This is a genomic window from Thermonema rossianum DSM 10300 (assembly GCF_000426825.1).
GTDB lineage: Bacteria > Bacteroidota > Bacteroidia > Cytophagales > Thermonemataceae > Thermonema > Thermonema rossianum.
Genome location: NZ_KE384579.1, coordinates 123,152 through 137,514, shown reverse-complemented (window position 1 = coordinate 137,514; position 14,363 = coordinate 123,152). Strand labels below are relative to the sequence as shown.

Annotated in this window: 14 protein-coding genes; 6 read left to right on the top strand and 8 right to left on the bottom strand. The window is 50.7% G+C overall.

The features are described 5' to 3' along the window. Positions 1-481 precede the first annotated feature (481 nt). Genes K384_RS12230 through K384_RS12220 form a run of 3 tightly spaced genes read left to right on the top strand, consistent with a single transcriptional unit; the run spans position 482 to position 2,372 of the window. A complete protein-coding gene (locus K384_RS12230) occupies positions 482-823 on the top strand; it encodes a rhodanese-like domain-containing protein (RefSeq protein ID WP_071837504.1) in 342 nt (113 codons plus the stop codon). Further along, a complete protein-coding gene (gene yihA / locus K384_RS12225; protein WP_051633383.1) occupies positions 820-1,473 on the top strand; it encodes a ribosome biogenesis GTP-binding protein YihA/YsxC in 654 nt (217 codons plus the stop codon). Before K384_RS12230 ends, yihA begins: the two co-directional genes overlap by 4 nt. 2 nt (positions 1,474-1,475) lie before the next feature. Then, positions 1,476-2,372: a glycosyltransferase family 2 protein gene (locus K384_RS12220; RefSeq protein WP_051633382.1), complete on the top strand. Its 897-nt coding sequence runs from the start codon at positions 1,476-1,478 to the stop codon at positions 2,370-2,372. A gap of 89 nt (positions 2,373-2,461) precedes the next feature. Here the strand turns inward: K384_RS12220 and lepA are convergent, their stop codons facing one another. Next, positions 2,462-4,252: a translation elongation factor 4 gene (gene lepA / locus K384_RS12215; protein ID WP_038032777.1), complete on the bottom strand. Its 1,791-nt coding sequence runs from the start codon at positions 4,250-4,252 to the stop codon at positions 2,462-2,464. 297 nt (positions 4,253-4,549) lie between these two features. Here lepA and K384_RS12210 point away from each other — a divergent pair, with 297 nt between their 5' ends. From K384_RS12210 to K384_RS12200, 3 genes are all read left to right on the top strand, one after another. Continuing rightward, a complete protein-coding gene (locus tag K384_RS12210) occupies positions 4,550-5,083 on the top strand; it encodes a 30S ribosomal protein S16 (protein WP_038032774.1) in 534 nt (177 codons plus the stop codon). Between the two features lie 105 nt (positions 5,084-5,188). Then, positions 5,189-5,776, top strand: coding sequence for a ribosome maturation factor RimM (rimM, locus tag K384_RS12205; protein WP_038032771.1), 588 nt, complete (start codon positions 5,189-5,191; stop codon positions 5,774-5,776). Beyond that, the gene (locus K384_RS12200; protein ID WP_038032769.1) at positions 5,773-6,009 is read left to right on the top strand and encodes a hypothetical protein; all 237 of its coding nucleotides are present in this window, start codon (positions 5,773-5,775) and stop codon (positions 6,007-6,009) included. The genes rimM and K384_RS12200 overlap by 4 nt, the downstream gene beginning before the upstream one ends. On the opposite strand, the gene K384_RS12195 is transcribed toward K384_RS12200, so the two are convergent. The 7 genes from K384_RS12195 to folD form a co-directional block, all read right to left on the bottom strand. After that, the gene (locus K384_RS12195) at positions 5,991-7,409 is read right to left on the bottom strand and encodes a hypothetical protein (RefSeq protein ID WP_038032766.1); all 1,419 of its coding nucleotides are present in this window, start codon (positions 7,407-7,409) and stop codon (positions 5,991-5,993) included. The genes K384_RS12200 and K384_RS12195 overlap by 19 nt on opposite strands. Beyond that, entirely contained in the window at positions 7,384-7,971 is a 588-nt protein-coding gene (locus K384_RS12190) for a Maf family nucleotide pyrophosphatase (RefSeq protein ID WP_038032764.1), read from the bottom strand. Before K384_RS12190 ends, K384_RS12195 begins: the two co-directional genes overlap by 26 nt. Before the next feature lie 32 nt (positions 7,972-8,003). Next, positions 8,004-8,525 (bottom strand): DUF4442 domain-containing protein, encoded by a 522-nt coding sequence (locus K384_RS12185; protein WP_038032763.1) that lies wholly within the window; start codon positions 8,523-8,525, stop codon positions 8,004-8,006. Positions 8,526-8,540: 15 nt separating this feature from the next. After that, positions 8,541-10,469, bottom strand: a complete 1,929-nt coding sequence (locus K384_RS13515) for a sensor histidine kinase (protein WP_051633381.1) — start codon at positions 10,467-10,469, stop codon at positions 8,541-8,543. Positions 10,470-10,505: 36 nt separating this feature from the next. Continuing rightward, on the bottom strand, positions 10,506-11,897 hold the full coding sequence (gene hisS / locus K384_RS12175) for a histidine--tRNA ligase (protein ID WP_038032762.1): 1,392 nt from the start codon (positions 11,895-11,897) through the stop codon (positions 10,506-10,508). A gap of 85 nt (positions 11,898-11,982) precedes the next feature. Next, positions 11,983-13,476: an NADH-quinone oxidoreductase subunit N gene (locus K384_RS13510; protein WP_051633380.1), complete on the bottom strand. Its 1,494-nt coding sequence runs from the start codon at positions 13,474-13,476 to the stop codon at positions 11,983-11,985. Then, positions 13,473-14,354: a bifunctional methylenetetrahydrofolate dehydrogenase/methenyltetrahydrofolate cyclohydrolase FolD gene (folD, locus tag K384_RS12165; RefSeq protein WP_038032760.1), complete on the bottom strand. Its 882-nt coding sequence runs from the start codon at positions 14,352-14,354 to the stop codon at positions 13,473-13,475. Before folD ends, K384_RS13510 begins: the two co-directional genes overlap by 4 nt. Positions 14,355-14,363 lie beyond the last annotated feature (9 nt).

The window sequence follows — 14,363 nt, the reverse complement described above, 5'->3', positions numbered from 1 at the left end:
CAAGCGAGAAATCTCTGTTGCGTTTTGTGGCTTGCTTTGATGAGATTTCTCACCTCGCTACGCTCGGTTCGAAATGACAAGCTGCGCTTAGGTTCCACACAGAACAGCAAGCTTCAGTTGTGGGGCAACTTTTTTTCTCCGCTCTCTTCTTCATCCTTTCGAATCCCCTTCTCTGTCCCTCCGCCCCTTTGGTCATTTCGACCCCCCTTTTGTCATTTCGAGCGTAGCGAGAAATCTATTTGCCTGCTGCTTGGTTCGACGAGATTTCTCACTCGCTGCGCTCGTTCGAAATGACAAGCTGCGATTCACTCGTTCGAAATGACAATGTACGCTTACGCTCGTGAGAGATGACAGGCTGCTTGAGGTGAGAGATGACAGGCTATAAAAAAGCAAGTTGCACGAAGAGGGTTCCTCTATTGCAGCGGCTTGTTATGAAAAGCCGCAAATTCATATCTTTGCAGCAAGCTACAAAAACCTGCTTATGGACACCCAATTGCCCTGTATAGAAGTAGAGGAGTTTTGTCGACGCCGGCAAGCACACAAGCTCCCCCCCGTTTTGGATGTGCGCGAACAGTGGGAATATGAAGAGTACCACCTGCCCGAAGCCAAGCATATACCCTTGCCCGAGCTGCTCTTCCGCCTGGATGAGATAGACGCATGGCGCGACAAAGAAATCATCGTTCATTGCCGCTCGGGCATGCGTGGTTATCAGGCACAAAAGCTGTTGCTTCAATGTGGCTTTCAGAAAGTGCTGAATCTGCGAGGGGGCATCGAGGCGTTTATAGATTATATCACATCGCAAAAAGACGAAGAAGCACGATGAAAGCAAATTTTGTAAAGAGCAGTAAAAAAGTGGAAGACTGCCCGTTTCCCGATAAGCCCGAATATGCCTTCATCGGACGCTCCAATGTGGGCAAGTCATCGCTTATCAATATGCTGGTGCAGCGTAAGAATCTGGCAGCCACTTCGGCACAACCCGGTAAAACAAGGCTTATCAATCACTTTCTGATAGACGAGCGTTGGTATCTTGCCGACCTGCCCGGCTATGGTTATGCCAAGGTAAGCAAGCAAGAGCGTGCCGCCTGGCAAAAGATGATTAACGATTATCTCACCCGGCGCCCCAACCTCATGTGCACTTTTGTGCTTATGGACTTGCGCCTGGAACCTCAAGCCATCGACATGGAGATGGTCGCGCGCCTGGGCAGTGCCGGCTTGCCGTTGGCTTTTGTTTTCACCAAAGCCGATAAGCTGTCGCGCAACCAACAGCAGGCCAACCTGGCACGCTACCGCCGCACCCTCTTGCAGATGTGGGAAGAGCTGCCGCCCTGCTTCATCACTTCGGCAACCGAGGGCACCGGCAGAGAAGACATCCTTCAATTTATTGAAGAGGTCAATCAAAGTTTTGTCTTTGAGCCCAATGAGTTCAAACGCATAGCCAAAGGCGAGGCGTCCGCACACGACGAAGAAGAGTAGGCATGCTTTTTTCCGTAATCATACCCACTTACAACAGGGCATCTTTTATTGCCCGCACGCTTGACAGTGTGTTGGCGCAAGACTTTCACGACTTTGAAGTGATTGTGGTCGATGACGGCAGCACCGACCACACCCGCGAGGTGGTGGCGCCGTATGTACAGCGCGACCAACGGGTGCGCTATTTTTACAAAGAAAACGGGGAACGCGCTGCCGCCCGTAATTTCGGTGTACGACAGGCACAGGGCAGTTATGTCACTTTTCTGGACTCCGACGACCTGTATTACCCTCATTGTCTGTCTGCCGCCCATGCTTTTCTGCAACGGCATCAAAACTGCGCCTGGTTTGCCTTAGCCTATGAAATCAGGGACGAAAACGGGCGCCTGCTAAGCTCACAAGCCAAACGCAAGGGCAATCTCGCAGAGCAGCTGTTTGCCGGCAACCTGCTTAGCTGCATCGCTGTCTTTGTGCGTCGCGACATCGCCCTGCTTCACCCCTTTCAAGAAGACCGCACCCTTGCCGGCAGCGAAGACTGGGAGCTATGGCTGCGTTTGGCAGCGCGCTACCCCTTGCCCTATGCCAATGAGGTGGTGGCTTGCATGATACAACACGATGCCCGCAGTGTCATGGAGGTAAATGCGGCACGCCTGGAAGCACGTTTGCAAGCCTGCATCCGCTACGTGGAAGCCGACGAAGCCGTGCGCGCGTTGCCTGCCTCTTACCTGCGGCGTTTCCGCACACATGCTTATGCTTATCTGGCGCTTCATCTGGCAATGGGCAAGCACCCTGCAAAAGCGTTTCGCTATTACCTCAAAGCCTTGCGTATTTCGCCGCTTTTTTTCTTTCATAAAAAGAGTGCTGTCATCCTGCGCGAGCTGGTCAAGGGCATACTGCGCCGGTAGCCAAAGGGCGTTTTTAGCACGACGAAGCACAAGCAAAAAAGGCAGCACACAAACAGTGTACTGCCCGCCATTCCATATGCAAGTTTTTTTTACTGGTCAAGTTTCAATACCGCCATGAAGGCTTCTTGTGGCACCTCTACCTTGCCTATCTGGCGCATGCGTTTCTTTCCTTTCTTTTGCTTTTCGAGCAGCTTGCGCTTACGGGTGATGTCACCACCGTAACATTTTGCCAATACGTTTTTGCGCAGCGCCTTCACCGTTTCGCGCGCAATGACCTTGGTTCCTATGGCTGCCTGAATGGCAATTTCGAACTGCTGGCGCGGCAACAGCTCTTTCAGCTTTTCACACAGGCGCTTGCCCCAATCATAGGCTTTGTCGCGGTGCACAATGGCAGAAAGCGCATCTACACGCTCCCCGTTGAGCAAAATATCGAGCTTGACCAGCTTCGATTCGCGATAGCCCAAAAACTCATAATCCAAAGAAGCATAGCCGCGCGAGATGGTTTTGAGTTTATCGAAGAAATCGAATATGATTTCTGCCAAAGGCATTTCAAACACGAGCTCCACGCGGTCGGTAGTCAAGTAGTTTTGTTGTTTTAGCACCCCACGGCGTTCCAAGCACAATGTCATGATGTTGCCCACAAACTCCGCCTTTGTAATGATTTGCACTTTCACAAAAGGCTCTTCGATGTGGTCGAGCATTGCAGGGTCGGGCATTTCCGAGGGGGCACTCACCTCTATCATCTTGCCGCCGGTAGTATAGGCATGATACTTCACCGAAGGCACGGTGGTAATGACCGTCATATCGAACTCGCGCTCGAGGCGCTCCTGCACTATCTCCATGTGCAGCATGCCCAAGAAGCCACAGCGAAAACCAAAACCGAGCGCGGCAGAGGTTTCGGGCTCCCACACCAAAGCAGCATCGTTGAGCTGCAATTTCTCCATGGCTTCGCGCAGGTCTTCAAATTCGCTGTTCTCTACCGGATAAATACCGGCAAAGACCATGGGCTTCACCTCCTTAAACCCTTTGATAGGTGCATCGCACGGTTTGCTTACGGTAGTGATGGTGTCGCCCACTTTCACTTCTTTTGCCTGTTTGATGCCCGATACCAAATAACCTACGTCTCCGGTGTCGATATAGTCACGTGGTTCTTTATCCAAACGCAAGATACCTACTTCTTCCACCTCATATTCGCGCCCCGTTGCCCAAAACTTCACTTTGTCGCCTTTGCGTATGCGTCCGTTATATACGCGGAAGATAACCTCCACCCCGCGGTAAGGGTTGAAGACAGAGTCGAAAATAAGCGCTTGCAAGGGGGCATTGGGGTCGCCCTCGGGTGCGGGGATACGCTCCACGACGGCTTGCAGTATTTCTTCTATGCCAATGCCCTCTTTGGCAGAAGCAAGAATAATATCTTCGCGTTTGCAGCCGATGAGGTCTATGATTTCATCGCCTACCACTTCGGGATTGGCTGCCGGCAGGTCTATCTTGTTAATGACCGGAATAATCTCCAGGTCGTGTTCTATGGCTAAATACAGGTTGGAAATGGTTTGCGCTTCAATGCCTTGGGCTGCATCTACCACCAACAGGGCACCCTCACAGGCAGCAATAGAGCGCGATACCTCATAGGAAAAGTCCACGTGCCCGGGGGTATCAATCAAGTTCAGGATGTAAGTCTCGCCCTTGTAGTTGTATTTCATCTGAATGGCGTGGCTCTTGATGGTAATGCCCCGCTCCCGCTCCAAGTCCATGCTGTCGAGTACCTGCGCCTGCATCTTGCGTTGGTCCACGGTTTGGGTGTATTCCAACAGGCGGTCGGCAAGGGTACTCTTGCCGTGGTCGATGTGGGCTATGATACAAAAGTTACGGATATTCTTCATACTGCTTCAACCGGAAATAATGGGTTTCTCTTCGTTGTATTGAATAGGCAAAGTTAATGAATATTTGGCAGTTTTGAATAGCCTTGCTTGTCTTTTTCATGAAAATACACCGCCGGCTTGGGCAAGCGAAGCGCAAAACAAAAAGCTGAGCGACAAAGTACTCCACCAGAGACAGGCAGCAGAAATAAAGCGCACAAAGTCAGGGCTTTTTTGTATAAATCAAGCCGGTGTGCTATCTTTGTGCCTTCGAAAACCGATAGACGGGTTCTATCAAAGGTTGAACTAAAACAAAAAACAATGGCAGTACGTATCCGTTTGGCGCGTCGTGGACGCAAGAAAAAACCGATGTACGACGTAGTCGTAGCTGATTCTCGAGCACCGCGTGACGGTAAATTCATCGAGAAAGTGGGGCGTTACAACCCCTTGACCGACCCTGCAACCATCGTATTGGATGACGAGCGCATCCTTGACTGGCTGCTGAAAGGGGCACAACCTACCGAGACTGTGCGCCGCATGTTGAAATACCGCGGTATTTTGCTGCGCAAGCATCTGGAGGTAGGTGTGCGCAAAGGCGCCATCACGCGTGAGGAAGCAGACAAGCGTTACCAAGAGTGGTTGCAAGCCAAAGAAGCTAAAATCGAAGGCAAAAAAGCCCGCTTGGCTCAGCAAAAAGAAGCCGCCAAGAAGGCTCAGCTTGAAGCAGAAGCTAAAATCAAAGAAGAACGCGCCAAGGCTATCGAAGCCAAGCGCAAAGCTGCTGAAGAAGCCGCTGCTCCTGCCGAAGAAGAGAATGCAGCTTCTGAAGAGAACAACGAAAACAACGCAGAATAAGACTTTCACTTGTTCTACGCTTGAAACCATTTTACGCAGAAGGCGGTTTGCTATTTCAGTAAGCCGCTTTCTCCTTTTTTGAAAAACTCAAAAAAACAAAGAAGCATGACTATTGATGATTGCTTTGTGTTGGGCTACCTGACCAAAGCGCATGGCTTGGCAGGTGAACTGCAAGCCCTCTTCGATGTTGATGACTTGAGCCAATACGAAAACATAGACACTTTGTGGGTAGAGCGCTTCGGCAGCCTCATACCCTACAAAGTAGAGTATGTGCACCCGCTCATGCACAAGCGCAACCGCGTAATTGTGAAGCTTGCCGGCATAGACCATATAGACCAAGCCGAGACCTTAGCCAAGAGCAAGCTGTATTTGCCTTTGTCTATGCTGCCCCCACTCGAAAGCGAAAACGCTTTTTACTATCACGAAGTTATAGGGTTTCAAATCATCGATGAGGAAAAAGGAAGACTGGGCAGCGTCAATACCATTTATGACTTGGAAAGCAACGCCCTCATATCCATGATATATCAGGGCAAAGAGGTGCTTATTCCCATCCAAGATGCTTTTATCTTGCGTGTGGACCGCGACAATCGCTGCCTGCATGTGCGCCTGCCCGATGGCTTGCTGGAAGTGTATTTGGAAGACAAGCACGACGAAGAAGCCGATGATGGTTTTTTTGAAACAGACCTGCTATGAAGCTCATAGATACCTTATTACTCTCTTTGACAGTGGCGCTGCTCATCATAGGCATTTATGAGGTATTCATGGGGCGGTTTGTTGAAAACTACTGGGTTTTTATGCTTATGATGGCTTCCTTCTTTGGATATGCCTACCGTCGCCGCCAACAAGCAGACGCGGCACCGCCTCCTGGGCAAGAGCCCCCGGCAAAGAAAAAAAGCGCCAAGAAACATCAAAAGCGCCGCCGGTAAATGATGCAGTTATAGCCTGTGCGCTCGGTAGAAGACAAACGAAAGAGGCGCTCCCAGCCGGTCAGGCAAGCAGGCGCCTGCCGCTCATAACGGGCTATAGGCTGCCATTCGCTGTTGGCTTGGTAAAGCGCCACTATGCCGGGCTTTCGCCAAGCCAAGTGGTCCGTAACAATCATATATTCTGCCCTGTATTCCTCTCTGTGAATGCGCTCCCGCTCTCCGGGGGTGTTGTAGTAATCCATCAGCTGGAGGTCGGCACCTGCTTCCAATAGTGCGTAATAAGGCATGGGCTCGCTGACCACCTTGCTGCCGGGCGGTATATGCCGGCGCACGAAAGCATGAAAGGCGTGGTAGTCGCGCATGGGCAAAGACATAAACACCTGCACTTGCTTGGCAAACGTATAGCCCACATTAAACAGCAACAGGCATCCCAATACAAGGCTGCGCAGGCGTTTGTTTGCAGCTTGCAAAAAGAAAAAAAGAAGGTAGTAATAAAGCGGTAAAATAAAAACGGAATACGGACCATAGTCAAAAACCAGCAAATAAAAAGTGAAAATGCTGCTTACGGAAGCAATAAAAAGTGGTTCTTTTGGAAGGCGCCGCCTGCCGGCAAAATAAAGCACCGCCGATAAGCACACACTTCCTATCAAAAGATATTCATGCTTGGGTACATAGCCGCTATTGCCCACGTAGTTTTTCAGCAGCGCAAAATCATATAGATAATGATTAAGCCATGCCTGTGGCGAACCAAAAGCCCACAGTATCCAAAGCGCATAGCCCCCGCACAGTGGCAAGAAGAAACGCCACTCGCCCCGCCTCAGTGCCGTAAACACAGGCGGCAGCAACAACACAAACGAGCGCGGCGTGGTCAGTATGGCAAGCAGCGCCATGACTCCTGCCATCCAAGAGGAATGCCGGCTTTTCCCTGTACGACAAAGGAAGTACCAGGCACTTAAGCTCCAAAAAACAGCCTCCAGGTCCATGCGCCCCTCATGCATGGAAAGCTGCAGGAAAGGGTCAAGGGAAAAGACAAGCAACATCTGCCACGGCAAGCCAAACAAACGACGGCACAAAAGCAACAGCAAGCAAGCAAACAAGAAAGTAGGCAGCCGGTAGCCCAGCGGTAGCGGCAAAAGCTGCATGGCAATACCATGAATGGTGAAACTGACAAAACCGTAAATCTTAAATGGCAAGCCATGCAAGGCTGCCGAAGTTACGCCGGGCACCAATGAGGCGCTTTCTATCCACTGGCGGCTGATAGATGCAAATACCACCTCATCGAACCAAGGCAGCGGTGCATAGGGCAGCGTCCACACATGCCACACCACATAAAACAAAGCATAGGCAATGGCTGCTGCCTTTGCGCCGGGCAGCTTACAACATGCTTTTAAGTGCCGCATATAGCTTATGAGTAGGCAAGCCCATCACATTGAAGTAGGACCCTTCGATGCGCTCAATGAATGCCATCCCCAGCCAGTCTTGGGCACCATAGCTGCCCGCTTTGTCATAGGGTTTATACTGCGCTATGTAATATGCTATTTCGTTGTCTTCCATCTCACGGAAATAGACTTGCGTGCTGTCTTGGATAATACGGCTTCCTTCGGCGGTAGCCAAACACACGGCGGTGATGACTTCATGCTGCTGCCCCGACAAACGACGCAACATGCGCGCTGCCTCTATCACATCGGCAGGCTTGCCCAGCACTTCGCCTTGATGAATCACTACCGTATCGGCTGTAATCACCAGCGTATCGGCGGGTATAGGCACAAAAGCAGCTGCTTTCTGTCTTGCCAAATAGGCGGCTACCTTCGAAGGCTCCGTGCCTTCGGGCACGAACTCCTCGCTATGGCGCACATCTACAATAAAGGGGATATCGAGTGCCTGCATCAGTTGGCGGCGGCGGGGCGAAGCCGAAGCCAGCACAATACGCGGGAAACGCTCTAAAAGTTGCTTTTGAATCATCCGTTTTTTGTGGCAAATATACCTATTTCCCTTTAAGCCGGCTTGGCAGTCTGTTTGCGGCTGCGCTTTTGCTTGTAGTATTCCTTAGAGGCTATGTAGAGCACCTTGTCTATATGAGCATATACATTTCCCTCTTTGTCTCTCCACTCTACGGGCAAGGTGATTTCCATTTCCTGTGTTTGCGCTATCTGCTGTTTGATTTGCTCTATGAGTGCGTCGTCTATTAAAAAGCGCGCATATACTTTCTTTTTGATGGGGCGCAGGAAACGGATGGTCGCCGCTTTATCCCATACTACATATTCTTTGCCCAAGATATGAATCAGCTGCAACATATAGAAAGGGTCCATGGCTGAGTATATGCTGCCGCCATAAACCACGCCCACATAATTGTAGGTAAAGAGGTTAAGCGAAAGCCGGATATGTATTTCCTTCCAGTCGGAAGAAATAAACAGGATGCGCCCCCCGGTGCCAAAGTAAGTAGGGAAGCAGTTCATCATCCAGCGGAAACGGCGTGTTTTCCAGCTCTCTTTGCGCTTGGTGGGGAATGCAGACATGGCAACAAGTCAACTTTAGTGGGTGTGTGGTGCTTTGTTTAACAAATTGGGTATTACAAAACGGAAGGTGGTACCTTCACCATATTTGGACTTCAGGGATATTTGCCCTCCCAGCTTTTCTATGGTTTCTTTTACTATGTAGAGCCCCAGCCCTGAACCGGCTTGGTCTTGCGTAGCCCGGTAAAACATATCAAAGATGCGTGGCAAATGTTTTTCTTCTATGCCTATGCCATTATCTTCTATGACGAACTCCCCTTGCTCTTCGTTTATTTTAATACTCACTTTGATATAAGGGTGCTCGCGGCGGGACGAGCTGTAGCGAATAGCATTCGATATCAGGTTGTTAAGTATAATTGTCAGGCGGCGGCGGTCCGAATAAAAAGGCACCGGCGCTTCTATGTGTACTTGTTTATCGATACGCCCGGCATTATCCATGTAAGCATACTGCTCAAAGACCCCTTTGATGAGCGCCTGCAGCTCTATTTCTTCGCGCTGCACTTCCAAACGTGCATTGCGCGAGTAGTCGAGGATATCCTGAATGAAACTGTCGAGTTTTTTAAGTCCTTTTTCCTGAAGGTCCAGGTAATGTTTTATCTGCTCCGGGTCGTCAAGCATCTTGCAGACAGTAATTACGCCCAATGCCGAAGCGATGGGGGCGCGCAGGTCATGCGAGGCACTGTACACAAAGCGGTCAAGCTCTTGGTTGATTTTTTTGAGCTCTGCGTTGTTCTTTTCAAGCATTTCATTGGTTTGGCGCAGCTCCTCCTGACTGGCAATCAGCTCAGCTTTGTGCTGTTCCAGTTCTTGGTTGAGGCGCTCGGCTTGCTGCAGTGCCTGTATGATGCGCTCTTCTGCCAGCACCTGGTTGGTTACGTTGTGTGCACTGATGAGAATGGCGCCGATGGCTTCTTCCCGGATCAGGTTTTTGGCTTGTGCTTCCAGCCAGTTGTAATAGCCCTCTTTGTGCAAAGAGCGATAGGTAAGCTTAAACAGCTTTTTGGGGGTGGAAGCAATTTCCTTAAATACCTTTTCGAAGAAGTCGCTGTCATCGGGATGCACCAGCTTTTGTATGCTCTGCCCCACCAGCTCTTCTACGGTATATCCCCATTGTTTGAAGCAAGAGGGCGAGGCATACAGGATAAACCCTTCTTTATCAACGAGCAGCAGGGTGTCTTCGGTGCTTTCGATGAGCGTTTCGAAGAACTTTTCCTTCGAGTCCAGTTTTTTCTCCAGAGCTACCTGCTCGCTGATGTCCCGCGCTATCACAATGATATACTCTTGATTCAGATAGCGCTCCAGCTTCAAGGTAGCGTCCACATCCAGTGTTTCGTCGGGGGTCAGGCGCAGCGAGGTGCGCACACTGCGGCGCTGTTGGGGTTCTTCGCGCAGTTTTTCCACAAAATCCTGCCACTGTGCCTGTGTCGTATATAGGGGGAAAGAGGTATCTATTTGATACAAATGACGCTTCAAGAGCACCAGCCGGCTGAAGCCCAGTTGCTGCACGGCGGTTTCGTTGGCATCGATGATGCGCCCGGTGGCGGCATCTACCACGATGATGAGGTCGGTGGTCTCGTCGAGCACTGCCCGGAAACGCTCCAGCAACTGCTGCGAGGGCGAAAGCGGGTGTGCAAGCATATACACACGCCCCTCTTGTTCTTTCAACTTGCCAAGAGTAACCGCCGCATTGGTCAGCTGCTCTCCTACTTTGAAGGTCCACTGTCCTTGCCATTCGCCCTTGCGCTGCACCTGTGTCAAGGCGTGAGACAACTCTACCGGATTCAGCAGCCAAGCTGCCAATGGTTGTTCCGGCTTGAAGTCGGTAAGTTGCAGAAAAGCAAGCAGGCGGTCGTTGACAGAGAGCAACTCCCCCTCGGGGCTTAGCTCTGCCAACAATACAAAGCGGTTGAGCAGCTCACCATATACATGCTCCAGTGTTTTTTGCATAAGACCAAAAACGTAAGCGTCTTATAAAAGGCAATATTAACGATTATACAATTTTTGTTTCAAAAATCCAACTACTTCGTCCACAGCTATCTCGACCTGCTCACCGGTATGCATGTTCTTCAACTGCACCGACTGCCTTTGCAACTCTTCGCTTCCTGCCAAAAGCACCCAAGGGGTTCCTTTCTTATTGGCATATTTCATCTGCTTTTTAATCTTATCGGCTTGGGGGTAAAGTTCTGCCTTGATACCAGCACCGCGCAAGCGCTGCAACAAAGGCAGGACGCCCTTACGCGACTCCGCATCAAAATGCACGAGCATTACATCGACGCCGGCGCGTGTGTCTTTTGGAAACAAATCGAGCGCTTCCATGACGTCATAGAGGCGGTCCAAACCGAAAGAAAAGCCCACGCCGGTCAGCCCCTCTTTGCCAAAAGTACCGGTCAGATTGTCGTAGCGCCCGCCGCCGCTCACACTGCCTATTGCCACATTGTTCACCTTCACTTCGAAGATAGCCCCCGTATAGTACGAAAGACCACGCGCCAGGGTTGGATCCAGCATCAAGGGGAAGGTATTCAATGGTTGCCCGCTTGCTTCCTCCAGCAGGCTTTGAATCGCCTGCAGGTCTTCAATTGCTTTTTTTGCCGAAGCAAGTTCTTTCATTTGTTCTGCGAAGTGTTTCAACACCTCGGCATAAGTGCCATTTACTTCAAACAAAGGCAACAGCTGCTCTATTTGGTGTTGCGCAAAACCCCGCTCTTGCAACTCGCGCACTACGCCCTCCTGTCCTATTTTGTCCAGTTTGTCAATGGCAACGCAGAGCGCCTGTTCCTGCCCCGCGGCACCAATCCACTCACTCATGGCACGCAACAGCTCGCGGTGATTGATTTTTATGGTATAGTCTTCAATGCCCAAACGCCGGAATACTTCCGTAATCATCAGCACTATTTCGGCTTCACAGAGTAGCGAGTCGGTACCTACCACGTCGGCATCGCATTGGTAAAACTCACGATAGCGTCCTTTTTGGGGCGAGTCGCCACGCCACACAGGTTGCATCTGATAGCGCTTGAAAGGGAAAGCCAATTCATGCTGGTGCATCACCACATAGCGGGCAAAAGGCACGGTGAGGTCATAGCGCAAGCCCTTTTCGCAAATCACATTGGCTAAATGCGCTGCCCCCTTCGCTATGTCTTCTTGCGATACATCTTTCAAAAAGTCTCCGGAATTGAGCACACGAAACAGCAGTTGGTCGCCCTCTTCGCCATACTTGCCGGTAAGCACCGAGAGCAACTCCATAGCAGGCGTTTCGATGGGCTCATAGCCAAACAGCTCAAACACTTCGCGGATATGGTTCATGATATAGTGGCGCTTTGCCACCTGCTCCGGTCCAAAATCGCGGGTTCCTTTGGGTATGCCTAATTCTATTTTCATAAGCGTTTGAAGGTATAAGTGACTGGTTGGTTTTCGTGAAACAGTGCAAATTTACAACTATTCAATTCAAATGAACGGCTGAACATCAAGCAAAGGGGTAGCCCCACAGGATAGCCAGCACCAACAGCAGGGCAATCATCATAGCCGGCAACAAGGCGGCATCTGCTCCTGCCGGGGCGCCCGCCTCGCTTTCTTGCTTGAAAAAGAGCGCATAAGGTATTTTGATGTAATAAGCCAGCGCCACGGCTGTACTCAACAAAGCCGTTACCCACAACAGCAAGGCAAGGTTGTGCGAGGCAGCCATTTTCCAGAAGTGTACAAAGACACCCAACTTTGCCAAGAAACCGGCAGTAGGCGGCAGCCCTGCCAGAGAGAAAGCCACCACGCCCCATGCGAGCTTAGCCCCTGTCGTATGGTTAAAACGTCTCAAATCGGCAATTTGGTCTATTTGCTGCTGTGCTGCCAAGGCAAATGCCACAAACAGCGTGAGCGCATACACCGCCCAATAATATAAAAACACTTCTTCTGCTCCCTCGTAGCCTGCGGCAACTACCGGCAACAGAAGCGTGCCCATGTGTGCGATGGTAGAATATGCCAGCAGGCGCTTCAGATTGTGCTGCCGCAAAGCGATGAAGTTGCCAAGCAACAACGAAGCCAGTGCCACTGCCATCAGCAGTTGCCCCCATACTGTCTGCAAGGCAGCAAATGCCGCCATCCGGCTGTTCAACAGCATCATAAAAGCAAGTATAGCCACCTTGGGTATTGCCGACACAAAAGCAAGGCTCATGGCGGGGGCGCCTTCGTAGGCATCGGGTGCCCAAAAATGAAAAGGCACTACGCTCAACTTGAAAAACACACCTGCGGCAAAGAGTGCCCAAGCAATATACAGCCATAAGGAAGGCGCTGCTTGCAAATGCTGCCAAAAAGCCGCTTGGGTAAACTCTATACTTCCGGCGAGTCCATAAATCCACGAGATGCCGTAGAGCATCAGGGCAGAGGCAAAAGCCCCGAACAAAACATACTTCATGAGCGCCTCATGCTGTCTTCGCTGCCGCCCCACGCTCAATAAGAAATAAGTAGCAATAGAGCTCAATTCAAAGCTCATATAAAAAGTAAGGAAATGGGCACTTAGCAGCAGCAAATCCAAGCCCAGCAGAGCCGAGAGCGCCCAAAACAGCCACTCCACACTTTCCTTGCGGTAGTGCCCCAGCAATTCAAAGAGAAAGACCACGCCAAACAGCAAAGCCCCCAAATTCAAGGCTATGCGTGCCTGTATTTGCAGGGGATGAAAAACACATAAAGTATCTGCCATCAAATAGAGGGGGGCTTCGTCCGGTAAGCTGCGCAGTTGCCCTACAAGAAAAAAGAGCTGCGCAAACAAACTCGCCATCATGATGGCGACTGCCCAAAAGGCAAGACGCAACCCATAGGCTTTGCGTGTGCTTATGGCAAGCAGCAACAACAAAACGATGCCTGCCAAGAGAGCCGCTTCCGGCAACAAAAAGCCCACGCTTTGATAGATATTTTCAAAGCGGTGGGCAAATGACTCTATAAAAGGATTGCTAAACAGTTGCTTCATGAATAAATTTTCTTCTGTGCTGCCAATAAGGTATTGTACAGCAAAGATACAACGGTCATGAGACCTACACCACCCGGCACCGGTGTAATGTAACTTGTTTTTGGCGCTACTTCGTCAAATTTCACGTCGCCTTTGATTACATAGCCCTTGGGGGCATGCTCGTCTTTCACCCTTGATATCCCCACATCTATTACTACTGCACCTTCTTTCACCATATCGGCGGTCAAGAATTCGGGCTTGCCCAAAGCAGCCACAATTATGTCTGCCTCGCGGGTGAAGGCGGCAAGGTCTTTCGTATAGCTGTGGCAGATGGTCACCGTGCAGTTGCCCGGCTCCCCTTTGCGTGCCATCAGGATGCTCATGGGCATACCTACTATCTGGCTGCGCCCAATGACCACACAGTGCTTGCCGGCAGTAGGCACCTCATAGCGCCGCAGCATCTCCACTATGCCAAAAGGTGTTGCCGGTATGTAGGCAGGCAAGCCCTTCACCATGCGCCCAATGTTGATAGGGTGAAAACCATCCACGTCTTTTTCGGGACGTATGGCTTGAATCACACGGCTCTCGTCTATGTGTTTGGGCAAGGGTAACTGAACAATAAAGCCATCTATGGCGGGGTTTTCATTCAACTTTTCTATCTCTTCGAGCAATGCCTCCTCTGTTATATTCTCCGGCAAGCGCACCAGGGTAGATTCAAAGCCCACCTCATGGCATCGCTTTACCTTGCTGGCAACATAAGTCTCGCTGGCACCGTCGTTGCCAACCAATACGGCTGCCAGATGCGGTGGGCGCTGACCCGCATCTTTCATACGTTGTACTTCTTGTGCCAATTCGGCTTTGATTTCTGCCGACAGCTTTTTGCCATCCAATAAAATCATGACTATAAG